The sequence below is a fragment of the Rhodosalinus halophilus genome (assembly GCF_003298775.1).
GTDB classification, from domain to species: domain Bacteria; phylum Pseudomonadota; class Alphaproteobacteria; order Rhodobacterales; family Rhodobacteraceae; genus Rhodosalinus; species Rhodosalinus halophilus.
This window is the reverse complement of the sequence record NZ_QNTQ01000008.1, coordinates 14,699-39,330: the sequence shown is the minus strand read 5'-3', so window position 1 is coordinate 39,330 and position 24,632 is coordinate 14,699. Positions and strand designations below refer to the sequence as shown.

Below are 24,632 nucleotides of genomic sequence, written 5' to 3'. Positions count from 1 at the left end.
GATTCCGGCGCTCATCGTCGACCGCAAGGCAAGCTGAGACCCGGCAAGATATGTGCACATAAGTATTCCTAGGCGAAACATTCTGTCTCCGCTATGCAGACCCCCGTGCCCGGAGGAGGAGCAGCATGGCGCGGGATGATTACGACGGCTGGATCGGCAGAACGCGGGAGGATTGCGACACCGCGAGCGCCACGGCGCTCTCGATGCTCGCCGCGACGCTCTCCGACTTGCCCGGCAGCCTGACCGCCCCGCCGGAGACCGGAACGCCGCTTCCGCCGCTCTGGCACTGGGCGCTCTTCCACCCCGCCGCGCCGATGGACGGGCTGGGGCCTGACGGGCACCCGAAACGCGGCGGCTTCCTGCCGCCGATCGACCACGAGCGGCGGATGTGGGCGGGCGGCGCGCTGAGCTTCCACGCGCCGCTGCGGGTGGGCGACACGGTGACCCGCCGCTCGCGCATCGCCGGCATCCGCGAGGTCGAGAACGACCGCGGCGGCATGGTCTTCGTCACCGTCGAGCACGAACTCGAGGGCCCCGAGGGCCTCGCCGTCGAGGAGCGGCAGGACATCGTCTACATGCCGATGCCCGCCCGTTTCACGCCGCCCCGCAAGGCGCCCGCGCCGCAGACGCCGGAAGCCGAGCTGACGCTGCCGATGCCCGAGACGCGGCTCTTCCGCTTCTCGGCGGCGACTTTCAACGCGCACCGCATCCACTACGACCTGCCCTATGCGCGGGAGGTCGAGAAATACCCCGGCCTCGTCGTGCACGGCCCGATGCAGGCGCTGTGCCTGATGGCGCTGGCCGTAGCTCAAGGCGGCAGGCCCCCTGCCCGCTTCACCTTTCGCGGGGTGCACCCGCTTTTCGCCGGCGCGCCGATGCGGGCGATGGCCTGGCGAGAGGCGGACGCCCCGGGGCTGAAGCTCTGCGCGGCGGCGGCGGAGGGGCACATGACGATGAAGGCCACCGCGGAATGGGAGGACTGACATGGGCATCCTGACAGGCATGCGCGTGGTCGAGGGCTCGGCCTTCGTGGCCGTGCCGCTGGCCGGCATGACTCTGGCGCAGATGGGCGCGGACGTGATCCGCTTCGACCGGCTGGAGGGCGGGCTCGACGCACACCGCTGGCCGGTGGCGCCGAACGGGCGCTCGCTGTTCTGGGCGGGCCTCAACAAGGGCAAGCGCTCCGTCGCGGTGAACATGAAGAGCCCCGAGGGGCAGGAGCTGATCACCCGGATCATCACCGCGCCGGGCGAGGATGCGGGCCTTTTCCTGACCAACCTGCGGGTGCGCGGCTGGATGGACTACGAGACGCTCAGCCGCCACCGCCGCGATCTCGTAATGCTGACGCTGACGGGGGACCGGCACGGGCGCCCGGCGGTTGACTACACGGTGAACCCGGCGCTGGGCTTTCCCGACGCGACCGGCCCCGAGGGCTCCACCGAGCCGGTGGCGCATGTCCTGCCGGCCTGGGACTGCATCGCCGGCAACCTCGCGGTCGCCGGCCTGCTCGCGGCGGAGCGCCAACGCCTCAAGACCGGCCGCGGCCAGCAGGTGGAGGTGGCGCTCAAGGATGTCGCGGCGGCGATGCTGGGGCATCTGGGCATCATCGGCGAGACGACGCTGACGGGCGAAAGCCGCCCCAAGGCGGGCAACGCGCTCTTCGGCGCCTACGGGCAGGATTTCCTCTGCGCCGACGGGCGGCGTGTCATGGTGGTGGGTCTCACCCGGCGCCAGTGGCAAGGACTGCTGAAGGCGACGGGCACGGGCGAGGCGATGGCGCAGCTCGCCGAGCGGCTGGGCCTCGACCTGACCGAGGAAGGCAACCGCTTCCGCGCGCGGCACGAGATCACGCAGATCCTCGCGCCCTGGTTCGCGGCACGCGCCGTGTCCGACTTCGCCGAAAGCTTCGACGCGCATGGCGTCACATGGTCGATCTTCCGCGATTTCCGCACCGCGCTGGACGAGGACCCGGACCTGTCGACCGAGAACCCGATGTTTTCGATGCTGACCCAGCCCGGGATCGGCGACTACCTCGTGCCGGCAAGCCCGCTGGAGTTCTCGGCCGCCGGCCGCGATCCGGCGCGGCCCGCGCCGCGTCTGGGCGAGCACACCGAACAGGTGCTGGCCGACGTCGCGGGGCTCGGGTCCGGCGAGATCGGGCGGCTCTTCGACGAGGGGATCGTCGGCGGCCCGGCCCCGGTGCACTAGACGCCCAGGTAGCGGTCCGTCACCTCGCGCTCCAGCGTGTCGATGCCGCCGGTCCAGACCGTCTGGCCGCGCTCGAGGATCACGGCCCGATCCGCGACCTTGGCCAGCTCCTTGAGCGACTTGTCCACGACGAGGATGGCGAGGCCCGTCTCGGCCTTGAGCTTGCCGATGGCGGCCCAGATCTCCTGCCGCACGACGGGGGCCAGCCCCTCGGTCGCCTCGTCGAGGATGAGCAGCCGCGGGTTGGTCATCAGCGCGCGGCCGATGGCCAGCATTTGCTGCTCGCCGCCCGAGAGCGAGGCGGCGCGCTGATCGCGCCGCTCGGCGAGGCGCGGGAAAAGCTTCGAGACCGCCTCGAAATCCCAGTGTCCGGGGCGCGCGGCGGCGACGAGGTTCTCCTCGACCGTGAGCGGCGCGAAACAGCGCCGGCCCTCGGGCACGAGCCCCACGCCCAGGCGCGCGACCTTGTGCGAGGGCAGCTTCGTGATGTCCTGCCCGTCGAACGCGATGCGCCCGGCGCGCGCCGGCAGCATGCCGCAGGCCACGCGGATGGTCGTCGTCTTGCCCATGCCGTTGCGGCCCATGAGCGCCACGACCTCGCCTTCGGCGACCTCCAGATCGACGCCGAAGAGCGCCTGGCTTGCACCATAGGCGGCCTCGATCCCCGAAAGCTGCAACAGCGCCATCAGACCGCCTCCTCGTCCTCGCCCAGGTAGGCGCGGCGCACTTCGGGATTGGTGCGGATCTCCTCGACCGTGCCGGTGGCGATGATCTCGCCGTAGTCCAGCACGCTGATCCGGTCGGCGAGGCTGAAGACCGCATCCATGTCGTGCTCCACCAGCAGGATCGGCGCCTCGTGCCGCAGCTGATCGAGAAAGCGGGTCATCTCGGCGGCGCCTTCGGTGCCCATGCCGGCCATCGGCTCGTCGAGCAGGAAGGCTTTCGGCTCCAGCGCCAGCGCCATCGCGATCTCGAGCTTGCGCCGCTCGCCATGGCTGAGATCCTGCGCCCAGACGGCGAGGCGGTCGCCCAGGCCCACGCGCTCCGCCGCCTCACGGGCCTTGGCCGTCGTCTCGCGATCCTTCAGCACGGCGCGGAAGAAGTGGTAGGAGGTGCCCTGCGCCCCCTGCAGTGCCAGCACCACGTTCTGCAGCACCGTGAACTCCGGGATCACCGAGGAGATCTGGAAGCTGCGCCCCAGCCCCATCCGCGCGCGGCTCACGGTGTCGAGCTCGGTCACGTCCTGCCCGAGAAAACGGATCTCGCCCGCGTCGGGGCGAAGGTTGCCGGCGATCTGCTTGATGAGCGTGGATTTCCCCGCCCCGTTCGGGCCGATCAGCGCGTGTATCTCGCCCGGCAGCAGCGTCAGGTTGATGTCGTGGCTCGCCCGGAGCGCGCCGAAGTTCTTGTGCACGTGGCGAATCTCGAGAACGGGCTCAGTCATGCGCCACCTCCCGCCCCGCGAGCGAGCCAATCAGCCCGCCGCGGGCGAAGAGCACGACGAGCAGCAGCAGCGCGCCCACGAAGGCCAGCCAGTAGTCGCTGACGCCGCCCAGCCAGTGCTCGAGCAGGATGAAGAGCGCGGCCCCCGCGACCGGACCGTAAAGCCGCGCGACACCGCCCAGGATCACGAGGATCATGATTTCTCCGCTGGTCTGCCAGCTGAACATGGTGGGGCCGACGAAACGGTTGAGATCGGCCATCAGCGCGCCCGCGAGCCCGGTGATCATGCCCGAGATCACGAAGGCGGCCAGCCGGATGCGGAAGGGGGTGATGCCCACCGTCTCGACCCGCTCGGCGTTCTGCCGCGACGCCTGAAGCGCGAGCCCGAAGGGCGAGCGCGCGATGCGCCAGCTCACGAAGATGCCCAGCATGAGCAGGACGTAGCAGATCAGGAAGAACTGGATCGGGTCGAGCGTATTCACGCCCGGGAAGTCGTTGCGCAGGTAGATCGACATCCCGTCCTCGCCGCCGTACTTCGGCCAGCTCACGAAGAGGTAGTAGAGCATCTGCCCGAAGGCGAGCGTCGCCATGATGAAATAGGCGCCCGAGGTGCGCAGCGTCAGCATCCCGATCACGAAGGCGGCAAGCCCCGAGACGATCAGCGCGACCACCCAGATCACCAGCATCTGCTTGGTGCCCGCGAAGACGAAGGGCCAGGTGAAGATCGGGTCGTAATTCTGCGCGTGGAAAGCCAGAATCCCCATCGCGTAGCCGCCCAGCCCGAAATAGGCGGCATGGCCGAAGGAGATCAGCCCGCCGAGACCCAGCGCCAGGTTCAGCCCCACGGCCGCCAGCGCAAGGATGGCGACCCGGGTGCTCAGCGTGATGGTGAAGATCTCGCCCGTGACATGCGCCCAGAGCGGGATCGCGAGCAGCCCGATCGCGAGCGCCGCGTTGATGATGGTTTCGCGCCGCATCTCAGGCCGCCGCTCCGAAAAGCCCCTGCGGCCGGGCGATGAGCACGCCCGCCATCAGGATGTAGATCAGCATGGAGGCGAGCGCCGAGCCCACCGTCGTGGCGGCAGAGGCATCCGCCATGAAGCTGCCGAACACCAGCGGCAGCATGGTGCGCCCCAGCGTGTCGATCAGCCCCACCAGCAGCGCGCCCACGAAGGCGCCCTTGATCGAGCCGATGCCGCCGATGATGATCGTCACGAAGGCGAGGATCAGAACCGGCTCGCCCATCCCCACCTCGACCGACTGGATCGCGCCCACCAGCGCACCGGCCATCCCGGCGAGCGCCGCGCCGAGCGCGAAGACCACGGTGTAGAGCTTCGAGATGTCGATGCCGAGCGCCGCGATCATCTCGCGGTCGGCCTCGCCCGCGCGGATCTGGATGCCCAGCCGCGTGCGCGCGATCAGCCAGAAGAGCAGCGCGGCGACCGCGAGGCCCATCACGATGATGAAGAGCCGGTAGACCGGATACTCGATCCCGCCCGGAAGCGTGACCGGCCCCGAAAGCATCTCGGGAATGTCGAGGTAGAGCGGAAACGAACCGAAGACCCAGCGCGTGCCCTCGGAGAAGATCAGGATCAGCGCGAAGGTCGCCAGCACCTGGTCAAGGTGGTCGCGCCGGTAGAGCCGGCGGATCACCGCAATCTCGACAACCGCGCCGGCCATCGCGGCGGCAGCCAGCGCCGCCACCAGACCGAGGACGAAGTTGCCCGTCGCGGCCGAGACGGTCGCCGCGGCGAAGGCGCCGATCATGTAGAGCGAGCCGTGCGCGAGGTTGATGAGCCCCATGACCCCGAAGACCAGCGTGAGCCCGGCCGCCATCAGGAACAGCATCACGCCGAACTGCAGCCCGTTCAGCACCTGTTCGATGAATAGGATCGTGGTCATGGCTACCCCGCACGCCTGTCACGCGCACCCCGCTGCGGCGGCTCTGCCGCCGCTGTCCCCAGGGGTGGACCGCGCGCCGGGATCCTCGCGCCCCGGCGCGCGGGCGATCACATGTTGCAGTCTTCGCCGTAGACGTCGGAATGGTCCTGCAGGCTGGGCCCGACGATCATGTTGGTCCAGACGCCGTCCTGCTGCACGACCTCGCGGACGTAGACGTCCTGGATCGGGTGCTGGTTGGGGGCGAACTCGAAGTCGCCGCGGACACTGTCGAAGTCGGCCTCGCGCAGCGCCGCGCGGAAGGCGTCGGCGTCCGAGACATCCGCCTTGCCCATCGCCGAGACGATGAGCTGCGCGGCGTCATAGGCCTGTGCCGCGTACATCGACGGGATGCGGTCATAGGCTTCGCGGAAGCCCTCGACGAAGCGCTGGTTGGCCGCGTTGTCGAGGTCCGGGCTCCACTCGGAGGTGTTGCGCACGCCCGCGGCCGCGTCGCCCACGGCCGGGAGGATCGTCTGGTCGAAGCTGAAGCCCGGCCCGATCAGCGGAATGTCGACGCCCGCGTCGGCATACTGCTTGAGGAACGAGATGCCCATGCCGCCCGGCAGGAAGAAATAGGCGACGTCGGCCTCGCTCGCGCGGATCTGGGCGATCTCGGCGGCGTAGTCGGTCTGCCCGAGCTTGGTGTAGACCTCGGAGACGACCTCGCCCTCGTAGAAGCGCTTGAAGCCCGTCAGCCCGTCCTGGCCCGCCGGGTAGTTCGGCGCCATGATGAAGGCGCTTTCATAACCCGCGTCATTGGCATAGGCGCCCGCGGCCTCGTGCATCGCGTCGTTCTGCCAGGAGACGTTGAAGTAATTGGGGTGGCAGCCGCGCCCGGCGAGCTGCGAGGGCCCCGCGTTGGGCGAGACGTAGAACTTGCCCTGGTTCACCGCCGAAGGAACCACGGCGAGCGCGATGTTGGAAAAGACGATGCCGGTCAGGATGTCGACCTCTTCGGACTGGATCAGCTCGTCGGCGACCTGCACCGCCACCTCGGGCTTGCGCTGGTCGTCCTCGACGACGACCTCGACGTTGTCCACGCCCGCATGCTCGATGCCGAGGAGGAAGCCGTCGCGGATATCGACGCCAAGCGCCGCGCCGCCGCCGGACAGCGTGCTGATCAGCCCTACCTTCACGTCCGCGGCCTGCGCCGCCGGCACCATCGCCAGCGCGCAAACACCGGCCAGCAAGCTTTTGCCAAGTTTCATCTTTTCTCTCCCTGTTATCGCCAGCGCCTTGCCGGGCGCCCTGTCGTCAGCTTCGGAGCGCGGTCCGGCCCCGTCAAGGCAGAACCGCGGTCGCCTCGATCTCGACCATCGCCTCGTCCTCGACGAGCGCGGAGACCACGACCATCGTCATCGCCGGGAAGTGATAGCCCATGACCGAGCGATAGACCTGCCCCATCTCGCGCTGCTTCGCGAGGTATTCACGCTTGTCGGTGACATACCAGGTCAGCCGCGCGATATCCTCGACCGTGCCGCCAGCCGCCTCGACCACGGCGCGAATGTTCTTCAGCGCCTGCTCGCATTGCCCAAGGAAATCCTTCGCTTCGAAAACCTGGTCGGCGGTCCAGCCGATCTGTCCGCCGACGAAGAGCACGCGGCCCTCTGCCACCATGCCGTTCGCGTAACCCTTGGCGGGCTTCCAGCCTTCGGGGTGCACCGTGATCGCGGGCATGGCTCCTCCTCTCGCTTTCCGGTCGCGGATCAGTCTGCCCCTTGCCGCGACGTATTTCAAGCCTAAAATTTCAGGCTTGAAATATGTGGCGCGGGCTGGCAGGCTCGCCCACGATCCAGCCAGAGGAGAGGCGGCCATGAAGATCATCTGTCTGGGCGGAGGGCCCGCGGGGCTCTACTTCGCGATCAGCATGAAACTGCGCGACCCGTCGCACGAGGTGACGGTGCTGGAGCGCAACCGCGCCAACGACACCTTCGGCTGGGGCGTGGTGCTTTCCGACGACGCGCTGTCGCGGCTGGAAAAGAACGACCCCAAGAGCGCCGAGGCAATCCGGTCGCATTTCGCCTACTGGGACGACATCGCCGTCATCAAGGGCGACACGCGCATCGTCTCGGGCGGCCACGGCTTCGCCGGCATCGGGCGCAAGCAGCTTCTGATCCTGCTGCAGGAGCGCGCGCGCGAGCTGGGCGTGGAACTGAAGTTCGAGACCGAGTTCGACACGGCCGAGAACTACCGCAAGCAATACGATCTCGTCGTCGCGGCGGACGGGCTGAACTCGAAGGTCCGCAAGGAATACGAGGATGTCTTCAAGCCCGACATCGACGTGCGGCTGTGCAAGTTCATCTGGCTGGGCACCCACCAGAAGTTCGACGACGCCTTCACCTTCATCTTCGAGAAGACCGAGCACGGCTGGATGTGGGCGCACGCCTACCAGTTCGACGAGAACACGGCGACCTTCATCGTCGAGACCGACCAGAAGACCTGGGACAACTTCGGTTTCGAGGACATGACGAAGGAAGAGATCGTCGACACCTGCACCGAGGTCTTCAAGGATCACCTGGACGGGCACGAGCTGATGTCGAACGCCGCCCACCTGCGCGGCTCGGCGGTCTGGATGAATTTCCCGCGCGTGATCTGCGAGAAGTGGTATCACGAGAACGTCGTCCTGATGGGCGACGCGGCGGCGACGGGGCATTTCTCCATCGGTTCGGGCTCGCGCCTTGCCATGGACAGCGCCATCGCGCTCGCGGAATACCTGCATTCCGAGCCCACCATGGAAGCGGCCTTCGAACGGTATCAGGAAGAGCGCCGCCTGGAGGTGATGCGCCTTCAGTCGGCGGCGCGCAACTCGCTCGAATGGTTCGAGCAGGTCGAGCGCTACCTCGACTTCGACCCGATCCAGTTCAATTACTCGCTGCTCACCCGCAGCCAGCGGATCAGCCACGAGAACCTGCGCCTGCGCGACCCCGAGTGGCTGCGCGAGGCGGAGGAATGGTTCCAGGCGCAGGCCGGCAACAACGGCAGCCACCGCGCACCGATGTTCGCCCCCTTCCGCCTGCGCGAGATGCGGCTGAAGAACCGCGTCGTCGTCTCGCCGATGGCGCAATACAAGGCCGTGGACGGCTGCCCCACCGACTGGCATTTCGTCCACTATGCCGAACGCGCCAAGGGCGGCGCGGGCCTCGTCTACACCGAGATGGCCTGCGTTTCTGCCGAGGGGCGGATCAGCCCCGGATGCCCCGGCCTCTACGCGCCCGAGCACGAGGCCGCGTGGAAGCGGCTGGCGGATTTCGTCCACGCCGAGACGGACGCGAAGCTCTGCATGCAGATCGGCCACTCGGGGCGCAAGGGCTCGACCCAGCTGGGCTGGGAGCGCATGCATTACCCGCTGAAGGAGGGCAACTGGCCGGTCATGGGCCCCTCGCCCATCCCCTGGACCGAGGGCAGCCAGATCCCGCGCGAAATGGACCGCGCCGACATGGACCGCGTGCGCGATGAATTCGTCGCCGCGACCGAGATGGCGAACCGCGCGGGCTACGACATGGCCGAGCTGCACGCCGGCCACGGCTACCTGATCTCGTCCTTCATCTCGCCGCTGTCGAACCAGCGCAGCGACGAATACGGCGGCAGCCTCGAGAACCGGATGCGCTATCCGCTCGAGGTCTTCCGCGCGATGCGCGCGGTCTGGCCGGAGGACAAGCCGATGTCGGTGCGCATCTCGGCGACCGACTGGGTCAAGGAGGGCGGCGTGGACGCGGCGGAGGCCGTCGAGATCGCGCGCATGTTCCGCGAGGCGGGCGCCGACATGATCGACGTCTCCACCGGGCAGACCTCGACCCATGGCGAGCCGCTCTTCGGCCGGATGTTCCAGACGCCCTTCTCCGACCGCATCCGCAACGAGCTCAAGATGCCCACCATGGCGGTGGGCAACATCTACGAGCCCGACCATGTGAACTCGATCCTGATGGCGGGGCGCGCGGACCTCGTGGCGCTGGCGCGGCCGCATCTGGCCGATCCCTACTGGACGCTGCACGCGGCGGCCGCCCTGGGCGACACCGAGGAGGAATGGCCGCTGCCCTACCTCGAGGGGCGCAACCAGCTGATGCGCCTCGCCGAGCGCGGCGAGGGGATGGGCATCCGGGTATGACGCTGGAGGGCCGCACCGCGCTGGTCACGGGCGGAGGCTCGGGGCTTGGCGCCGACCTGGCCCGCGGGCTGGCGGCGGCCGGGGCCACCGTCTGGATCGCCGGCCGACGGATGGAGGCGCTCGAGCAGGTGGCCGGGGGCCACCCTGCCCTCCGCCCCGTGCGGTGCGACGTGACCGATCCGGCGTCGGTCAAGGCCATGTTCGAGGCGGCCGGCAGCCCGGAAATCGTCGTCGCCAACGCTGGCGCCGCCGAAAGCGCGCCGCTCCACCGCACCGACGACGCGCTCTGGGACCACATGCTCGCGGTGAACCTCACTGGCGTCTTCTACACCCTGCGCGAGGGCTGGACGCGGCTCAGGAAGGCCGACTGGGGCCGCCTTATCGCCGTGGCCTCGACCTCGGGGCTCAAGGGCTACCCCTACGTCACCGCCTACACGGCCGCCAAGCACGGGGTCGTGGGCCTGGTGCGCGCCGCGGCGCTCGAGGCCGCGCGGTCCAACGTCACCGTCAACGCCCTCTGCCCCGGCTTTCTCGACACCGAGATGACCGACCGAAGCGTGGCCAACATCGTCGAGAAGACCGGCATGAGCGAGACGGAGGCACGCGCGGAGCTGGCGAAGAACAGCCCGCAGAAGCGGTTGATCCGCCCCGAAGAGGTCACCGCCGCCGCGCTGTGGCTCTGCGGGCCGGGCTCCGACGGCATCACCGGGCAGGCGATCTCGATCTCCGGAGGCGAGACATGAGCGCGCCGGAGCCGAGGACGCCCGACAGGGCGGAGGAGGCGGCGCGTGCGCCCCTCTCCAAACAGCGGCTGCGCCTGTGGCTGCGCATGCTCGAAGCCACGCGCCACATCGAGGCGCGGCTGCGCGACGAACTCAGGACCGAGCACGACAGCACCCTGCCCCGCTTCGACGTGCTGGCCGCGCTCTACCGCCGGCCCGCCGGCCTGCGCATGAGCGAGCTTTCCGCAATGCTCAAGGTCTCGAACGGCAACGTCACCGGCATCGTCGAGCGGCTCGCCGGCGAGGGCCACGTCGAGCGCCTGCGCGTCGAGGGCGACCGCCGCGCGATGCGCGTGCGGCTGACCGAGGACGGGCGCGCCCGCTTCGCGGAGATGGCGGGCTGGCACGAAGCGCGGGTGAACGAACTCTTGAAGGACATCACAGCCGAGGAGCTCGATCCGGCGATCGAGCTGCTCGCACGCATAGGGAGAGACCAGCATGACGCGGATGGCCGGGATTGAGCCCACGCACTTCCAGTGGCGCTGCGCGGACGGGGTCGCGACGATCCGGCTGAACCGGCCGGACCGCAAGAACCCGCTCACCTTCGACAGCTACGCCGAGCTGCGCGACACCTTTCGCGCGCTGGCCTACGCCGAGGACGTGGACGTAGTGATCTTCGCCTCGAACGCTGGAAACTTCTCGTCCGGCGGCGACGTGCACGACATCATCGGCCCGCTCACCGAGATGGACATGAAGGATCTTTTGGCCTTCACGCGGATGACCGGGGATCTGGTCAAGGCCATGATCCATTGCGGCAAGCCCGTGATCGCGGCGGTGGACGGCGTCTGCGCCGGAGCGGGAGCGATCGTCGCCATGGCCTCGGACCTGCGCCTGGGCACGCCCGAGGCGAAGACGGCCTTCCTGTTCACCCGTGTCGGGCTGGCGGGCTGCGACATGGGCGCCTGCGCGATGCTGCCCCGCATCATCGGCCAGGGCCGGGCGGCCGAACTGCTCTACACCGGCCGGTCGATGTCGGCCGAGGAGGGGCTGAACTGGGGCTTCTTCAACGCGCTTCACCCGGCCGACAAGCTGGAGGAGGAAGCGCTGGCGCTGGCTGCGAAGATCGCGGCGGGGCCGAACTTCGCGCACATGATGACCAAGACGCAGCTCAATCAGGAATGGTCGATGGGCCTCGATCAGGCGATCGAGGCGGAGGCGCAGGCACAGGCGATCTGCATGCAGACCGAGGATTTCCGGCGCGCCTACCGCGCCTTCGCAGCGAAGGAAAAGCCGGTCTTCCAGGGAGACTGAAGAAGAATTTTCGATCGAAAACTCTTCGCGGGCGTCACAGAGACCGCGGCGATCTTTCATACGAAAAAAACGCCGCTCACCGCAAAGGACACGACAGGGACATGGCAGACGAGAGTTTCCTTCGCTGGCCGTTTTTCGAGGATCGTCACCGCGCGTTGGCCGAACGGCTGGACGCGTGGTGCGCGGCCAACCTCCCGGTTGATCATTCGGACGTCGACGCCGCCTGCCGCAAGCTGGTGGCCGATCTCGGCGCGGCGGGCTTCCTGCGCCACTCGGGCGCGGCCGAGGGCGAGACGCTCGACGTGCGCGCGCTCTGCCTCATCCGCGAGACGCTCGCGCGGCATGACGGGCTCGCAGATTTCGCCTTCGCGATGCAGGGCCTGGGGATGGGCGCGGTCTCGCTCTTCGGCACGCCCGACCAGCGCGCCTGGCTGGAAAGGACGCGGGCGGGCGAGGCGATCTCGGCCTTCGCGCTGACCGAGCCGGCGAGCGGCTCCGACGTGGCCAACACGGCGATGACCGCGACGCCCGAGGGCGACGGCTGGCGGCTCGACGGGGAGAAGACCTGGATTTCCAACGGCGGGATCGCCGATGTCTACACCGTCTTCGCCCGCACCGGCGAGGCGCCGGGCGCCAAGGGGCTCTCGGCCTTTCTCGTCCCCGCCGACACGCCGGGCCTGACGGTCGCGGAGCGGCTTGAGGTGATCGCGCCGCATCCGCTGGCGCGGCTCTCCTTCGACGGTGTGAAGCTGCCCGCCGATGCAAGGATCGGCGAAGGCGGCCGCGGCTTCGCCATCGCCATGTCGGTGCTCGACGTCTTCCGCTCCACCGTGGGGGCCGCGGCGCTGGGCTTTGCGCGCCGCGCGCTCGACGAGGCGGTGGCGCGGGTCACGGCCCGCGAGGTGGGCGGCGCGAAGCTGGCCGAGCTTCAGATGGTGCAGGGCCACATCGCCGAGATGGCGCTGGGCGTCGACGCCTCGGCGCTGCTCGTCTATCGCGCGGCCTGGACGAAGGACATGGGCGCCGCGCGGGTGAGCCGCGAGGCCGCGATGGCCAAGCTGCACGCGACCGAGACCGCACAGAAGGTCATCGACCAGGCCGTGCAGCTGCACGGCGGCGACGGCGTGAAGTCGGGCGAGATCGTCGAGAGCCTGTATCGCGAGATTCGCGCGCTCAGGATTTACGAGGGCGCGAGCGACGTGCAGAAGATCATCATCGCGCGCCAGACCATGGGCTGAGACACGCCAAGAACGCGGCCAACGCAACGGGGGGAGCGAACCATGAGCATCGAGCTGGGACCGAGCGGCCACGAGGACACCTTCGCGCGCGACAACCTGCCGCCCTTCGGGGAATGGCCGGAGATGCGGCTCGACGGCTTCGACTATCCCGATTGGCTCAACGTCGGCGTCGAACTCACCGACCGAATGGTGGAAAAGGGCTTCGGCGATCACACCGCCCTCATCGGCAACGGGCGGCGGCGGACCTACAAGGAACTCGCCGACTGGACCAACCGCCTGGCCCGCGCACTGGTGGAAGACTACGGCGTAAGGCCCGGAAACCGCGTGCTGATCCGCTCTGCAAACAATCCCGCGATGGTGGCCTGCTGGCTGGCTGCGACCAAGGCGGGAGCGGTCGTCGTCAACACCATGCCGATGCTGCGCGCCGGCGAGCTGGGCAAGATCGTGGACAAGGCCGAGGTCACGCTCGCGCTGTGCGACACGCGTCTGATGGACGATCTCGTGACCTGCGCGAAGGACTCGCGCACGCTCGAGACGGTGGTGGGCTTCGACGGCACCGCGAGCCACGACGCCGAGCTGGACCGCGCGGCGCTCGACAAACCGGTGCGGTTCGAGGCGGTGCGCACCGGGCGCGACGACGTGGCGCTGCTGGGCTTCACCTCCGGCACCACCGGCCAGCCCAAGGCCACGATGCATTTCCACCGCGACATCCTGATCATCGCGGACGGCTACGCGAAGGAGGTGCTGAAGGTCACGCCCGAGGACATCTTCGTGGGCTCGCCGCCGCTGGCCTTCACCTTCGGCCTCGGCGGGCTCGCGGTGTTCCCGCTGCGCTTCGGCGCGGCGGCGGCGCTGCTCGAGACCGCCTCGCCGCCCAACCTCATCGAGATCATCGAGCGCTATCGCGCGACGGTCTGCTTCACCGCGCCCACGGCCTATCTCGCCATGCTGCGCGCGATGGAGGACGGCGCCGACCTGTCGTCCCTGCGCTGCGCCGTCTCGGCGGGCGAGACCCTGCCCGGCCCCGTCTTCGAGGACTGGATGCGGCGCACGGGCAAGCCGCTGCTCGACGGGATCGGCGCGACGGAGATGCTGCACATCTTCATCTCCAACCGCCTGGGTGACGCGAAGCCCGCCTGCACCGGGTTTCCGGTCACGGGCTACGAGGCGAAGATCGTCGACGACGAGATGAACGAGGTCGAGCGCGGGATCCCCGGAAGGCTCGCGGTAAAGGGGCCCACCGGCTGCCGCTACATGGCCGACCCGCGCCAGCGTGACTACGTGCAGGACGGCTGGAACATCACCGGCGACACCTTCTTTCAGGACGAAGACGGCTATTTCCATTTCGCCGCGCGCTCGGACGACATGATCATCTCGTCGGGCTACAACATCGCCGGGCCGGAAGTGGAGGCCGCGCTGCTCAAGCACGACGCGGTGGCGGAATGCGCCGTGATCGGCGCCCCGGACCCCGACCGCGGCGCCATCGTCGAGGCGCATGTGGTCCTGGCCGAGGGCGCAACGGGCGACGAGGCGATGGTCAAGACCCTGCAGGACTTCGTGAAGGCGACCATCGCGCCCTACAAGTATCCGCGCCGGGTCGTCTTCTGCGACGCGCTGCCCAAGACCCAGACCGGCAAGGTGCAGCGCTTCAAGCTGCGCGAGGGGCGCTGAGCGCGCAGCAGCTCGTTCGGCGCGCTTCGTGTCGCGGCTGCACCGGCACGCCGGTCGGGCCTGCCCCCAAGGACTCTAACGGGCGAGGCGGAGCTCCGCCCGCAGACCGCCCAGCCGCGCGCTCTCGGCCAGCTTCAGCGCACCGCCATGGGCGCGCGCCACATCCGCCGCGATCGCGAGGCCCAGCCCCACGCCGGTTCCCCGGTCCTGGTTGCGCGCGGGATCGAGCCTGGCGAAGGGCTTGAGCGCCTCTGCGCGTCGCTCGGGCGGGATGCCGGGGCCGTCGTCCTCCACCGCGATGCACAGCATGTCGCCCTTGGCCGTCACCGAGACCTCGGCGCGCGTGGCGTAGCGCACCGCGTTGGCGATCAGGTTCTCCAGCGCCCGGCGCACGGCGAGCGGGCGGAGCGCCACCTGCCCCGCCGCCTCGACTTCGGCCAGCGTGACCGGCGCGCCGCTGCGCGCCGCATCCTCCACGACCTCGCGCACCAGCGCCAGCGGATCGGTCGCCACCGCCTCGCCCGCGACCGCCTCACCCCGGGCGAAGCTGAGGAACTCGTCCACCAGGCGCTCGATGTCCTCCACGTCGCGCTCGAGCGGGGCGCGGTCCTCTGCGTCGAGCATGCTGAGCCCCAGCCGCAGGCGCGTGAGCGGCGTGCGCAGGTCGTGGCTGATGCCCGAGAGCATCATGGTGCGCTGCTCGATATGCCGCTCGATCCGCTCCCGCATGTCGAGAAAGGCGCGGCCCGCCGCGCGCACCTCGACGGCGCCCGAGGGCTTGTAGGGCAGCACCTGGCCCCGCCCGAAGGCCTCGGCCGCCTCCGCCAGCCGCGTGATCGGCCGCAGCTGGTTGCGCAGGTAGAGAAAGGCGATCACCGTGAAGATCACGCCGAAGACCACCATGTTCACCAGAAGCTGGTGCGGATTCGAGGCCGACACCCGCTCGCGCTCGAAGTCGAGCGCCACCGGCCCACGCGCGCTCGCCGCGTAGAGCGTGACGTCGAAATCGTCGGGCAGCTCGAGCGCGAGAAAACCCGGCAGCCGCGCGTCGAGCTCGCGGATCACGACACGGCCGGAGAAATCGTAGAAGCGCAGGCTGTCGTCGGCCGGAACCGCACCGGCGGAAACGGGCCGCAGACGATACCGCAAGGCCCCGGCCACCTGCCCGGCCTCCTGCCAGCCGGCGGCCTCGAGCCGGTCGAGCACGAGCCGAAGCTCCAGCGCGACGCCGCGGGTCAGCTGCTCGGTCACCCCCTCGAAGTGTCGCTGCACGAAGACCACAGAGACCACGAGTTGCAGCGTGACGACGGGAAGGATCAGGATCAGCGCGGCGCGGCCGTAGAGTCCGCGCGGCACGTAGCGTTTGAGCCAGCCGAAGAACATGCCTAAACCTAGGCGCCGATGTCGGAAAGCGGAAGCGCAATGACCCAGCAGCAAACCGGCCCCGAGGCGCCGCGCGCCGGCGTTCCCGTCACCCTCGCGCCGGGGCTGCGCCGCATCCTCGCGCCCAACCCCTCGCCGATGACCTTCTGGGGGACGAACACCTATCTCCTGGGCCAGCGCGGCCTCGCCGTGATCGACCCGGGCCCCGACCAGCCTGCGCATCTGGAGGCGATCCTCGACGCTCTGCGGCCGGAGCAGCACATCACCCATATTCTCGTGACCCACGCCCATCTCGACCACGCGCCGCTCGCCCGGCGACTGAGCGACGCGACCGGCGCGCCGGTGCTGGCCTTCGGCGACGCCCGTTCGGGGCGGAGCGCGGTGATGCGCCGGCTCGCGGCGGAGGGTCTCGCCGGCGGCGGCGAGGGGGTGGATGCAGGCTTCGCGCCGGACATCGCACTGGCCGACGCGGCGGAGGTCGAGGGGGACGGCTGGCGGCTGGCCGCGCTGCACACGCCGGGGCATTTCGGCAATCACATGTGCTTCGCCTGGCGCGAGGCGGAGGCGCTCTTCACCGGCGATCTGGTGATGGGATGGGCGAGTTCGCTGGTCTCGCCGCCCGACGGCGATCTCACCGATTTCATGGCCTCCTGCGCGCGCCTCGCGTCCGTGCGCTGGCAGAGCTTCCATCCCGGCCACGGCGCGCCGGTCGAGGATCCCGCGGCGCGCCTCGACTGGCTGATCGCCCACCGCCGCAGCCGCGAAGCGCAGATTCGCGCCGCGCTTGCCGAGGCGCCCGGCAGCCCTGATGCGCTCGCCCGCCGGATCTACGCCGACACCCCGCCCGCACTGCTCCCCGCGGCGGCACGCAACGTCTTCGCCCATCTCGTCGATCTGGCCGGCCGGGGCCTCGTCCGCCCGGCCGGCCCGCTCTCGGCCGAGGCAGAGTTCCACCCGACGGGAGCGGCGTGAAAAACCGGCCGCAGGCTCTGGACGCGCCGCGCCGCCCTTGCTATAGGCCAGTCACCGCTCCGGCGTAGCTCAGTGGTAGAGCAGTTGACTGTTAATCAATTGGTCGCAGGTTCGAATCCTGCCGCCGGAGCCAGACAATATCCCATAATCACTCCCTTGCCGTAAGGACGGTCAGGCGGACTTGGGTCACGCCCGGCCGCTGTTGCCCGATTTGTCACCGGGACCGGGCTCCGATGACCTCGGCTGCCTTGCCGGGATTGATCGTGGATCGACCGAGAGAAACCGAGAATCGAAGGGGTGAGGAATTGCCGAGCGCCGTGGAGGAGTTGGCCGGCATCAGGGAGGCGGTGCAAGGCATCCGGAAGCCGTTAATCGCTCTCGATCGGCACGGCAGCTCGGCCACCCTCAGCACCGGATGGCCGGGGGTCCGGTCGATCGTTGCGCCGCGCATTCTGTGCCGAGGCTGCCAGACCTGCCCGTCGACCCTTCGGCGAGACGCGGCGCAGGCATTGACGAGGCGCGCGATCCGCTGGGCAGCCGCGCTGCCCTTGGCCATCGGTTCGAAACAGTCCCGGTGACGTGTCCCGGTCGCGTGATCTCCTGGGTCTCTTGCAGGTCGAGGATCAGACCGATCCAGGGCCGCTCCGCGATCAGGCCTGTCGTGATCTCCAGCTTTCGCTCCCCCTGTCATGGCCAGATCGCGCGGGCTCACCCGGTCGACGCGCTGCCGTAGATGTCCATGAGCAGCTCCGGATTGGCCCCTTCGCCGCGCAACTCGTCCCGCGCATCCTCGAGGATTTTCAGGTATTTCCCTAGAGCGGGCTTTCTTTCGGCCGCCCGCCGGAGGTCGGGCAGCGTAGCGTTGATCGCGTCGTCCAGCCTGTCCGCGGCCGGATCGCGGCCTGCGACCAGTGCGTAGCGATCCACCAGACGCCAGCGCAGGAGGCCGACGAGGAGGAACGGCGCGTAGAAGAACGTCGTGTATTCAGTGCCGCGATTGTCGCGGAACTCTGCGACCACCCGCGCGACGAGCACCTCGACGTCGGATCGCGCGAGGAAGCTGGGCGCGGTCTCCGAGCGCGACAGCAGGAAGGCCGCGCAGGCGGTTTCGCGCTGCCAGTTCCAGCGCGCGGGCGTCCGGCGCAGAAGCGCGCCGAGCGCTGCCCGCTCCTGCGCGGCCGAGCCCGCGATCCGCCCGAGCCCCTGCAGCGCCAGTTTCCAATGCGACGGATGTGAGAAAAGCCTGCTCACCGCGCTGTCTCCCTCGAGCGCGGCGATCAGATTGTCGGCCACCGATGGCGGACAGAGCCGGAATTGCCAGGTTAGGAACTTCAGCGGGCCGGTGTCGGGGGCGGCGCGGCCCGCGATCTGTTCCTCCAGCTCCCCGATCGCCCGCTCTGTCAGCCGCGTCAGTTCCGCCCGGGCCGGCTCGGGAACAGCGCCCGGAAGCTCTCCGTCGCTGGAGATACAGTATCTGCCCTCGGGACGTGAGGCCAGCCGCGCCGCGAGGCTGTCCCAGTCCACGCGGCGGCGGTCCACGTTTTGCGACAGGAGAGACAAGAGGCCCGGTGCCCGAGGACTGTCGTGCCAGGCCTGCATCCCGCAGGGCAGAACCAGCCGCGAAGGGATCGTCGGGACCGGCGTTGCGAGCTCCTTGACGAGCCTGTCCCAGTCCTGGTGAATCTCCTCGGCCGCGCCCCAGTCCACCGTGTGCTGCTTCGCGAGGGCCGGTGAGCGCAGCAGGATCTGCGCGCTGCCCGCCACCGGCATCTGCTCGACCCAGAGGTCGATCGGCGCGGCCCGCGACACGGTTGTGCCGAGCTCCACGGTGGCCTTGCGCGGCCATGGCTCCGCCTCCTTGAAGAGATAGACCGCAATCCTGTCCTGCCCCGGCTGAAGGCTGAGCCGCGCGGGCGCGGGACTGCGGTAGCGCCGGCCGGCGGGAAGGGTCTCCTCTGCGCGGACGAGATCGTAGCTCTCGGCGCCGGGATCGTCCTGCACGAACTGCACGGCAGAGGCGGCGCTGGCCGGGCCAAGGCAGGGCGAGAAGAGGATCAGGTCGCGCTCCTGCCCCTGGAAGCTGTCCACCGTGCCGGCGCGGAACGCGGCCTTTTCGAGAGCCTTCGCAGAGAGCGACGCGCGCACGGCCTCGTCGATCGCCACGGCCTGCGGACGAAAGGGCGTGATGACGCCCACGCTGCCGTCGTAGCCTTCGTCACTCAGCAACGCCTCGAGATGCGCGACGATGGCCCTCGTTTCAGCCGGGTTGACGTTACCGGTCTGCGGTGCGTTCCGCGCGGAGACATCCGTCCAGGCGAGACCGGGCCGCGCGGTAGCCGGCGTCTTCAGGCGATCGACGTCGCCGGCCGCGCGAAGCCGGCCGCCGTAGAACTGGCGGCTGATGTAGTCCACGATGCGGGGCGCGGAACGGTATTGGTCGCGCAGCATCACCCGCCCGGCGCCCGGCGTCAGATTCGCCAGGTCGAAGAGGGACCCGTCGCGCCCGATTCGGCAGGCTCGGGCGGGCCCTCCTGCACGGCACGGCTCTGGGCCGTCGCTCGCCACCGCCCGTCCCTGCCCCGCCGAATGGCGCCCTGACGGGCCAGCTCGCCGAGCTCCGCGACGACCGCGGCGCGGCGCAGCGGATCGAAATCGACAGCCAGCAGCGCCAGCAACTGCTCCGTCGTGCGCCCCCGCGGAAAGCCCTCGATGCTCCCCATCAGCAATGACATGCGCGAACTACAGAACTCCCCGCGGCGCAGCGCACCGCGTTGCATTCAGTGCGCAATGCCCGCTGTCAAAGGGAAAGGCCGTGCCGGTCCGCAATAGCGGAAGCGACGAGGAGACCAGGCCGATTCCGATCAGCGCGCGGCCCCGCCGGCGATTGCGGATCAGGACGTGCATGACGGAACTCGATGAAAGGTCGTTGCAATCACAGGCTGCAGTATTGTGGTGTCTTGCCCCGTTGTCCAGCGGCCTGGCAACCAGGAACGCCGGCCGCGCGTGCCACCGATCGCGGCCCCGTCGCCGAGGCGCGATCCGTCGAAGACAGCGCCTCTCGGGCCGGCTCTTGTCCACCGTCAACGCGCGCAGGCCGGCGATTCGGCAAGCTCGAAGGTGGCGGCGCGGTCGCGCGCCTTGCAGATCCAGGGGAGTGTCATGTCCGAACGCAATCAGGCAACGCATGGGCTGACGCGACGTGCGGTGATGTCATCCGGCCTCGCCGTCGCAGCGGCGGCACCTTTCGCGGGGGCGGCGGCGGCCGCAAGCCGCGCCATTCCCGAAACCTGGGACGAGGACGTCGACGTGGTCGTGATCGGCACGGGTTTCGCGGGCCTCGCCGCCGCGCACGAGGCCGCGAAGGCCGGAGCCTCCGTGGCGCTGCTGGAGAAGATGCGCGTGCCGGGGGGCAACTCGATCATCTCGGGCGGTGTCATCGCCGCACCGGGGTCGCCCATGCAGGCCGAGCGGGGGATCGAGGATAGCGCGGACGCCCTTTACGACGACATGCTCGCGGCCGGGCTCGATCTCAACCACCGCGCCCTCGCGCGACTCGTCGCCGAGAAGGCGCTCGAGACTGTGATGTGGTCGATCGAGGAACTGGGCGCGGAATACGACGGCCTGTCGCACCTGGGCGGCCACGCCGTGCCGCGGTCCTATGCGCTAGCCGCCGGCAGCGGCGCGGGCCTCGTCGTGCCGCAGCTCGCCAGGCTCGAGGAGATGGGCATCGAGCCGCGCACGCGCACGCTGCTCAAGCGTCTCGTCCGCGACGGCGACGGGCGGGTGAAGGGCGTCGAGGTGCACGAAGGCTTCTCGCACCCCGATCTGGACAGCGGCACGCCGCGCGCGATCCGCGCCGCGCGCGGGGTGGTTCTGGCCACAGGCGGCTTCGGCGGCGATCCGGCCTTCCGCGCGCTGCAGGATCCGCGGCTGGGGGGCGAACTCGATACCACCAATCACCCCGGCGCGACCAGCGAGGCCTTGCGCGAGGCGCTGAATATCGGCTGCGTGCTGATCCAGCCGTCCTGGATCCAGCTCGGCCCCTGGACCAGCCCGGACGAGCGCGGCTTCGGCATGGCGCCGACCTTCGTGCAGGGCGCGACGGCCTCCTACGGCCTCTGGGTCGCCACCGAGACGGGCGAGCGCTTCGTCAACGAGCTGGCCGACCGCAAGACGCGGGCCGACGCGATTATCCGCACCGGCAACCGTGCCATCGCCTTCGTGGACGCCGCGGGCTGGCGCAAGGGCATGGGCGGGAACGCCGGGGAGCGACGCCAGCGCATGAAGGAGACGGGCGTTCTGATGGAATACGACAGCCTCGACGAGATGGCAGCGGCGCACGATATCCCCGCCGAGCGCCTGAAGGAGACGGTGGAGCGCTTCAACGCCGCCGTCGCCGCGGGCGAGGACGAGGCCTGGGGGCGTTATCTGCCGCAGGATATCGCCCCAATCGACGAGCCGCCCTTCTACGCCGTCCGCCTCGCGCCCAAGATCCATCACACCATGGGCGGCGTGGCCATCGACACCGAGGCGCACGCGCTCGACGTGTCGACCGGGGAGCCGATCCCGGGGCTCTTCGCGGCCGGCGAGGTGACGGGCGGCGTGCACGGCGCGTCGCGTCTGGGATCCTGCGCCTATGCCGACTGCCTCATCTTCGGGCGCATCGCGGGACGCAACGCCGCCGCCATGGAGCCCTGGAGCTGAGCCGGTGGCCGGGCCGGGCCGAGGCAGCCGGATCGCCGTTGTTGGGCTGATGCTCTGCCTCGGCGCCGCCGCGCCAGCCTCGGCCGGGGATGGCCCGACGATCTCCGGCGGCACCGCCTGTCCCGCGCGCGCGGGTCAACCGGCCTGGGTTCGGCAGAGCGCTGTGCCGCAGCCGGGGCGCGATTTCGCGATCGGCGCTTGGGCAGGCGCGCAGGCGGATCTGCTGCAGGTCGCGAACGCCGCGACGCCGGAGGCGTCAGAGGCCGTGACGGCGGACTGCAGGGGATGCCACGAAGGCGACGCCGTCCTGCCCCCCGATCACGTCGCGACCGACGCCATGGGGATGGACGGCTGCCGGGCGTGCCACGACGGAACGCAGGCCTCGGACCTGTCGGGGCTGATCCATCTCGACCATACGCATTACCTCGCGGGCGTCTCCTGCGCCGCCTGCCACGGCGAGGCGGACCCGCCCAAGGAGCCGGACACGGCGGTTTGCGAGACCTGCCACGGATCGCTCGAGACGCTCGCCCGTCTCACGGCCGACGTGGCGCCCGTCAACCCGCACGATTCGCCGCATGGGACGCCCTACGCGGAGTGCAGCCTGTGTCACCTGCAGCACCGCCGATCCGAGGATTTCTGCGCGACCTGCCACGACTTCGGGTTCGATCCGCCCTAGCCGGCCGCGAGGGCGCGCGGGCGGGCTCAGGGAATCAGAACCTCCGAGACCGCGCGACGCGGCGCGGCGGAGGGCTCGCCCTTCGGATGCCCCAGCCGCAGCACGACCTGCGGCATGCCCGCCCCCTCGGCCAGCATCTTGAGCTTCATGCGCAGCGCCGCGACCTGCAGCGGCTGGTTCAGATACCCCGCCTGGATCCCGGCCTCGGCCGCGACGAGCAGCACCCGCGCCAGCGCCATGCCCGCCACGAGCCAGTCACGCTCCCCCTCGCCCGGCGTGCCCAGCACCGCGACGACCGGCGCGGCGCGGGCCAATTCGGCGTCCTGCGCGCCGATCCGGGCGCCCATGTCGAAATGACGCACGGCGAAGCGCGCCATCGGCACCGCCGCGCCCGGCATCGACAGCCCGTCGCCGGCGCGGCGCGGATGCATCCACATCGCGAGTTCGCGCCGCCAGCGCGCGTCGGCCCATTGCGCCGCGTCGCCCTCGGAGACCAGATCGGCCAGCGCGGCGCGCCTGGAATAGTCCGCCACCTGCTCGAGCGCCGCGCCCTCGGCCGCGGCGGCGTCGGCCAGCGCCGCGACCGTCGCCGCGCCCACCGGTGCCTCCTCGAATTCGCCGCGATGCGTGTGGCGCGCACCGATCGCCGGCGCCAGCGTGGCAAGCCCGGCCTCCGGCGCGCCCTCGAAGACGACCTCGGCCAACAGATCGGGGGCTTCGCCATCGGGCAGAAGCGTCACCCGTGTCCCGCTGCCCTGCCCCGCCGCAGCGACGCGGAGCGTGAAGAGCGCCGCCCCGCAGCTGATCGTGAGCTCGCGGTCCTCCGGGTCGTTGACCGGCAAGGCCCGCGTGCGGTCGGCGTAGAGCCGCACCCGCCCGTCCGCGCGCTCGAAGAGCCAGGGCTGCGTGTTGTGGCTGGAGGGCGCAAGGACCGCCTCGGCGACGGCGGCATCGATGTCTGTCGGCATGGCGACTCCGCTGCTGTGTCACGCGCCAGCCTCGCAGATTGCGCGGAGCCCTGCATTGATCCGTCGCAAACGGGACTCACAGCGGCTCGATATCGCCCAGTGCGCGCATGCGGTGGAACTCCGCCTCCCAGGCCGCGAAGCGGCCCGCGGCGATGGCCTCGCGCATGCCCGCCATGAGCTCCTGGAAATAGTGCAGGTTGTGCCAGGTCAGCAGCATGGCCGAGAGGATCTCGCCGGCGCGGAACAGGTGATGGAGATAGGCACGCGAGTAGTCCCGGCACGCCGGGCAGCCGCAGTCGGCATCCAGCGGGCGCGGATCTTCCTGGTGGCGGGCGTTCTTGATGTTGACCGCCCCGCGGCGGGTGAAGGCCTGCCCCGTGCGGCCCGAGCGGGTGGGCAGCACGCAGTCCATCATGTCGATGCCGCGCTTGACCGCGCCGACGATGTCGTCGGGCTTGCCCACCCCCATAAGGTAGCGCGGCCGGTCGGCGGGCAGCATCGCGGGGGCGTGGTCCAGCACGCCGAACATCGCCGCCTGCCCCTCGCCCACGGCGAGCCCGCCGACGGCGTAGCCGTCGAAGCCGATCTCCTTGAGCGCCGCGGCCGACTCGGCGCGCAGGTCGCGCTCCAGCCCGCCCTGCTGGATGCCGAAGAGCGCGTGTCCGGGCCGGTCGCCGAAGGCCTCGCGGGAGCGCGCGGCCCAGCGCATCGACAGCCGCATGCTCTCTTCGATCCGGCGGCGGTCGGCCGGCAGCGCGGGGCATTCGTCGAAGGCCATGACGATGTCCGAGCCGAGCAGCCGCTGGATCTCCATCGACCGCTCGGGCGTGAGCTCGTGGCGCGCGCCGTCGATGTGGCTGCGGAAGGTGACACCTTTCTCGGTGAGCTTGCGCAGCTCGGCCAGGCTCATCACCTGGAAGCCGCCCGAATCCGTGAGGATGGGCCTGTCCCAGTTCATGAAGCGGTGCAGACCGCCCAACCGCGCGATGCGCTCGGCGCCGGGGCGCAGCATCAGGTGGTAGGTGTTGCCCAGCAGGATATCCGCGCCGGTCTCCGCCACGCTTTCCGGGCGCATCGCCTTGACCGTGGCGGCGGTGCCCACGGGCATGAAGGCGGGCGTGCGGATCTGCCCGCGCGGGGTGTCGATGCGGCCCAGCCGGGCCGCGCCGTCGGTGGCCAGAAGCGAGAAGGAGAAGCGCGTGGTCATCCCGCTTCCCTGCGCCATCCGCGCCCGGCGCGCAAGCGCTGCCGCCGCCCCCGACGCGGACCGCCCGGCGCCCCGGTCGGTCC

The 24,632-nt window shown here is 70.0% G+C and carries 23 protein-coding genes and 1 tRNA gene; 12 read left to right on the top strand and 12 right to left on the bottom strand.

Annotated elements, in window-relative coordinates:
- The first annotated feature begins 125 nt into the window (after nucleotides 1-125).
- Together DRV85_RS09665 and DRV85_RS09660 are read left to right on the top strand one after the other, a co-directional pair.
- Complete coding sequence (locus tag DRV85_RS09665) at nucleotides 126-983, top strand: HTD2 family dehydratase (protein ID WP_113289255.1); 858 nt, start codon at nucleotides 126-128, stop codon at nucleotides 981-983.
- Between the two features lies 1 nt (nucleotide 984).
- Nucleotides 985-2,208 (top strand): CoA transferase, encoded by a 1,224-nt coding sequence (locus DRV85_RS09660; RefSeq protein WP_233495461.1) that lies wholly within the window; start codon nucleotides 985-987, stop codon nucleotides 2,206-2,208.
- On the opposite strand, the gene DRV85_RS09655 is transcribed toward DRV85_RS09660, so the two are convergent.
- The 6 genes from DRV85_RS09655 to DRV85_RS09630 all read right to left on the bottom strand — a co-directional run bounded on the left by DRV85_RS09655 (nucleotide 2,205) and on the right by DRV85_RS09630 (nucleotide 7,269).
- On the bottom strand, nucleotides 2,205-2,894 hold the full coding sequence (locus DRV85_RS09655) for an ABC transporter ATP-binding protein (RefSeq protein WP_113289254.1): 690 nt from the start codon (nucleotides 2,892-2,894) through the stop codon (nucleotides 2,205-2,207). The genes DRV85_RS09660 and DRV85_RS09655 overlap by 4 nt on opposite strands.
- Nucleotides 2,894-3,652, bottom strand: coding sequence for an ABC transporter ATP-binding protein (locus tag DRV85_RS09650; protein ID WP_113289253.1), 759 nt, complete (start codon nucleotides 3,650-3,652; stop codon nucleotides 2,894-2,896). Before DRV85_RS09650 ends, DRV85_RS09655 begins: the two co-directional genes overlap by 1 nt.
- On the bottom strand, nucleotides 3,645-4,628 hold the full coding sequence (locus DRV85_RS09645) for a branched-chain amino acid ABC transporter permease (protein ID WP_113289252.1): 984 nt from the start codon (nucleotides 4,626-4,628) through the stop codon (nucleotides 3,645-3,647). The genes DRV85_RS09650 and DRV85_RS09645 overlap by 8 nt, the downstream gene beginning before the upstream one ends.
- A gap of 1 nt (nucleotide 4,629) precedes the next feature.
- Nucleotides 4,630-5,553 carry a branched-chain amino acid ABC transporter permease gene (locus DRV85_RS09640; protein ID WP_113289251.1) on the bottom strand — a complete coding sequence of 308 codons (924 nt, stop codon included), beginning with the start codon at nucleotides 5,551-5,553 and terminating at the stop codon, nucleotides 4,630-4,632.
- A 107-nt stretch (nucleotides 5,554-5,660) separates the two neighbouring features.
- Nucleotides 5,661-6,800, bottom strand: coding sequence for an ABC transporter substrate-binding protein (locus DRV85_RS09635; protein WP_113289250.1), 1,140 nt, complete (start codon nucleotides 6,798-6,800; stop codon nucleotides 5,661-5,663).
- Between the two features lie 73 nt (nucleotides 6,801-6,873).
- Nucleotides 6,874-7,269, bottom strand: a complete 396-nt coding sequence (locus DRV85_RS09630) for a RidA family protein (protein WP_113289249.1) — start codon at nucleotides 7,267-7,269, stop codon at nucleotides 6,874-6,876.
- A gap of 136 nt (nucleotides 7,270-7,405) precedes the next feature.
- On the opposite strand from DRV85_RS09630, the gene DRV85_RS09625 reads away from it, so the two are divergent.
- The 6 genes from DRV85_RS09625 to DRV85_RS09600 all read left to right on the top strand — a co-directional run bounded on the left by DRV85_RS09625 (nucleotide 7,406) and on the right by DRV85_RS09600 (nucleotide 14,639).
- Nucleotides 7,406-9,697 (top strand): bifunctional salicylyl-CoA 5-hydroxylase/oxidoreductase, encoded by a 2,292-nt coding sequence (locus DRV85_RS09625; protein ID WP_113289248.1) that lies wholly within the window; start codon nucleotides 7,406-7,408, stop codon nucleotides 9,695-9,697.
- Complete coding sequence (locus tag DRV85_RS09620; RefSeq protein ID WP_113289247.1) at nucleotides 9,694-10,440, top strand: SDR family NAD(P)-dependent oxidoreductase; 747 nt, start codon at nucleotides 9,694-9,696, stop codon at nucleotides 10,438-10,440. The genes DRV85_RS09625 and DRV85_RS09620 overlap by 4 nt, the downstream gene beginning before the upstream one ends.
- Nucleotides 10,437-10,940, top strand: coding sequence for a MarR family winged helix-turn-helix transcriptional regulator (locus DRV85_RS09615; protein ID WP_113289246.1), 504 nt, complete (start codon nucleotides 10,437-10,439; stop codon nucleotides 10,938-10,940). Before DRV85_RS09620 ends, DRV85_RS09615 begins: the two co-directional genes overlap by 4 nt.
- Nucleotides 10,918-11,730, top strand: a complete 813-nt coding sequence (locus DRV85_RS09610; RefSeq protein WP_113289245.1) for an enoyl-CoA hydratase family protein — start codon at nucleotides 10,918-10,920, stop codon at nucleotides 11,728-11,730. The genes DRV85_RS09615 and DRV85_RS09610 overlap by 23 nt, the downstream gene beginning before the upstream one ends.
- Nucleotides 11,731-11,831: 101 nt before the next feature.
- Nucleotides 11,832-12,968, top strand: coding sequence for an acyl-CoA dehydrogenase family protein (locus DRV85_RS09605; RefSeq protein WP_113289244.1), 1,137 nt, complete (start codon nucleotides 11,832-11,834; stop codon nucleotides 12,966-12,968).
- 42 nt (nucleotides 12,969-13,010) lie between these two features.
- Nucleotides 13,011-14,639, top strand: a complete 1,629-nt coding sequence (locus DRV85_RS09600) for an AMP-binding protein (RefSeq protein WP_113289243.1) — start codon at nucleotides 13,011-13,013, stop codon at nucleotides 14,637-14,639.
- A 75-nt stretch (nucleotides 14,640-14,714) separates the two neighbouring features.
- Here the strand turns inward: DRV85_RS09600 and DRV85_RS09595 are convergent, their stop codons facing one another.
- A complete protein-coding gene (locus DRV85_RS09595) occupies nucleotides 14,715-16,022 on the bottom strand; it encodes an ATP-binding protein (RefSeq protein WP_113289242.1) in 1,308 nt (435 codons plus the stop codon).
- A 39-nt stretch (nucleotides 16,023-16,061) separates the two neighbouring features.
- Between DRV85_RS09595 and DRV85_RS09590 the strand changes: the two genes are divergently transcribed.
- A complete protein-coding gene (locus DRV85_RS09590) occupies nucleotides 16,062-16,994 on the top strand; it encodes an MBL fold metallo-hydrolase (protein WP_113289241.1) in 933 nt (310 codons plus the stop codon).
- Nucleotides 16,995-17,052: 58 nt separating this feature from the next.
- A tRNA-Asn gene (locus DRV85_RS09585) sits at nucleotides 17,053-17,127 on the top strand.
- An 81-nt stretch (nucleotides 17,128-17,208) separates the two neighbouring features.
- Here the strand turns inward: DRV85_RS09585 and DRV85_RS18985 are convergent.
- The 3 genes from DRV85_RS18985 to DRV85_RS09575 all read right to left on the bottom strand — a co-directional run bounded on the left by DRV85_RS18985 (nucleotide 17,209) and on the right by DRV85_RS09575 (nucleotide 19,714).
- Nucleotides 17,209-17,550, bottom strand: coding sequence for a hypothetical protein (locus DRV85_RS18985; RefSeq protein WP_147238825.1), 342 nt, complete (start codon nucleotides 17,548-17,550; stop codon nucleotides 17,209-17,211).
- A gap of 152 nt (nucleotides 17,551-17,702) precedes the next feature.
- Nucleotides 17,703-19,559 (bottom strand): AAA domain-containing protein, encoded by a 1,857-nt coding sequence (locus DRV85_RS09580; protein ID WP_199525893.1) that lies wholly within the window; start codon nucleotides 19,557-19,559, stop codon nucleotides 17,703-17,705.
- Complete coding sequence (locus tag DRV85_RS09575; RefSeq protein ID WP_158540136.1) at nucleotides 19,463-19,714, bottom strand: hypothetical protein; 252 nt, start codon at nucleotides 19,712-19,714, stop codon at nucleotides 19,463-19,465. The genes DRV85_RS09580 and DRV85_RS09575 overlap by 97 nt, the downstream gene beginning before the upstream one ends.
- Before the next feature lie 439 nt (nucleotides 19,715-20,153).
- On the opposite strand from DRV85_RS09575, the gene DRV85_RS09570 reads away from it, so the two are divergent.
- Together DRV85_RS09570 and DRV85_RS09565 are read left to right on the top strand one after the other, a co-directional pair.
- Nucleotides 20,154-21,698: a flavocytochrome c gene (locus tag DRV85_RS09570; RefSeq protein WP_113289238.1), complete on the top strand. Its 1,545-nt coding sequence runs from the start codon at nucleotides 20,154-20,156 to the stop codon at nucleotides 21,696-21,698.
- A gap of 4 nt (nucleotides 21,699-21,702) precedes the next feature.
- On the top strand, nucleotides 21,703-22,374 hold the full coding sequence (locus tag DRV85_RS09565; protein ID WP_158540135.1) for a cytochrome c3 family protein: 672 nt from the start codon (nucleotides 21,703-21,705) through the stop codon (nucleotides 22,372-22,374).
- A 26-nt stretch (nucleotides 22,375-22,400) separates the two neighbouring features.
- Here the strand turns inward: DRV85_RS09565 and DRV85_RS09560 are convergent, their stop codons facing one another.
- A complete protein-coding gene (locus tag DRV85_RS09560; RefSeq protein WP_113289236.1) occupies nucleotides 22,401-23,342 on the bottom strand; it encodes an Acg family FMN-binding oxidoreductase in 942 nt (313 codons plus the stop codon).
- Nucleotides 23,343-23,418: 76 nt separating this feature from the next.
- A complete protein-coding gene (tgt, locus tag DRV85_RS09555) occupies nucleotides 23,419-24,549 on the bottom strand; it encodes a tRNA guanosine(34) transglycosylase Tgt (RefSeq protein ID WP_113289235.1) in 1,131 nt (376 codons plus the stop codon).
- Between the last annotated feature and the right edge of the window lie 83 nt (nucleotides 24,550-24,632).

Coding starts and splice junctions, on each gene's coding strand:
- DRV85_RS09665 (WP_113289255.1), top strand. CDS start 126: ATGGCGCGGGATGATTACGACGGCTGGATCGGCAGAACGCGGGAGGAT.
- DRV85_RS09660 (WP_233495461.1), top strand. CDS start 985: ATGGGCATCCTGACAGGCATGCGCGTGGTCGAGGGCTCGGCCTTCGTG.
- DRV85_RS09655 (WP_113289254.1), bottom strand. CDS start 2,894: ATGGCGCTGTTGCAGCTTTCGGGGATCGAGGCCGCCTATGGTGCAAGC.
- DRV85_RS09650 (WP_113289253.1), bottom strand. CDS start 3,652: ATGACTGAGCCCGTTCTCGAGATTCGCCACGTGCACAAGAACTTCGGC.
- DRV85_RS09645 (WP_113289252.1), bottom strand. CDS start 4,628: ATGCGGCGCGAAACCATCATCAACGCGGCGCTCGCGATCGGGCTGCTC.
- DRV85_RS09640 (WP_113289251.1), bottom strand. CDS start 5,553: ATGACCACGATCCTATTCATCGAACAGGTGCTGAACGGGCTGCAGTTC.
- DRV85_RS09635 (WP_113289250.1), bottom strand. CDS start 6,800: ATGAAACTTGGCAAAAGCTTGCTGGCCGGTGTTTGCGCGCTGGCGATG.
- DRV85_RS09630 (WP_113289249.1), bottom strand. CDS start 7,269: ATGCCCGCGATCACGGTGCACCCCGAAGGCTGGAAGCCCGCCAAGGGT.
- DRV85_RS09625 (WP_113289248.1), top strand. CDS start 7,406: ATGAAGATCATCTGTCTGGGCGGAGGGCCCGCGGGGCTCTACTTCGCG.
- DRV85_RS09620 (WP_113289247.1), top strand. CDS start 9,694: ATGACGCTGGAGGGCCGCACCGCGCTGGTCACGGGCGGAGGCTCGGGG.
- DRV85_RS09615 (WP_113289246.1), top strand. CDS start 10,437: ATGAGCGCGCCGGAGCCGAGGACGCCCGACAGGGCGGAGGAGGCGGCG.
- DRV85_RS09610 (WP_113289245.1), top strand. CDS start 10,918: ATGACGCGGATGGCCGGGATTGAGCCCACGCACTTCCAGTGGCGCTGC.
- DRV85_RS09605 (WP_113289244.1), top strand. CDS start 11,832: ATGGCAGACGAGAGTTTCCTTCGCTGGCCGTTTTTCGAGGATCGTCAC.
- DRV85_RS09600 (WP_113289243.1), top strand. CDS start 13,011: ATGAGCATCGAGCTGGGACCGAGCGGCCACGAGGACACCTTCGCGCGC.
- DRV85_RS09595 (WP_113289242.1), bottom strand. CDS start 16,022: ATGTTCTTCGGCTGGCTCAAACGCTACGTGCCGCGCGGACTCTACGGC.
- DRV85_RS09590 (WP_113289241.1), top strand. CDS start 16,062: ATGACCCAGCAGCAAACCGGCCCCGAGGCGCCGCGCGCCGGCGTTCCC.
- DRV85_RS18985 (WP_147238825.1), bottom strand. CDS start 17,550: ATGGCCAAGGGCAGCGCGGCTGCCCAGCGGATCGCGCGCCTCGTCAAT.
- DRV85_RS09575 (WP_158540136.1), bottom strand. CDS start 19,714: ATGGGGAGCATCGAGGGCTTTCCGCGGGGGCGCACGACGGAGCAGTTG.
- DRV85_RS09570 (WP_113289238.1), top strand. CDS start 20,154: ATGTCCGAACGCAATCAGGCAACGCATGGGCTGACGCGACGTGCGGTG.
- DRV85_RS09560 (WP_113289236.1), bottom strand. CDS start 23,342: ATGCCGACAGACATCGATGCCGCCGTCGCCGAGGCGGTCCTTGCGCCC.
- tgt (WP_113289235.1), bottom strand. CDS start 24,549: ATGACCACGCGCTTCTCCTTCTCGCTTCTGGCCACCGACGGCGCGGCC.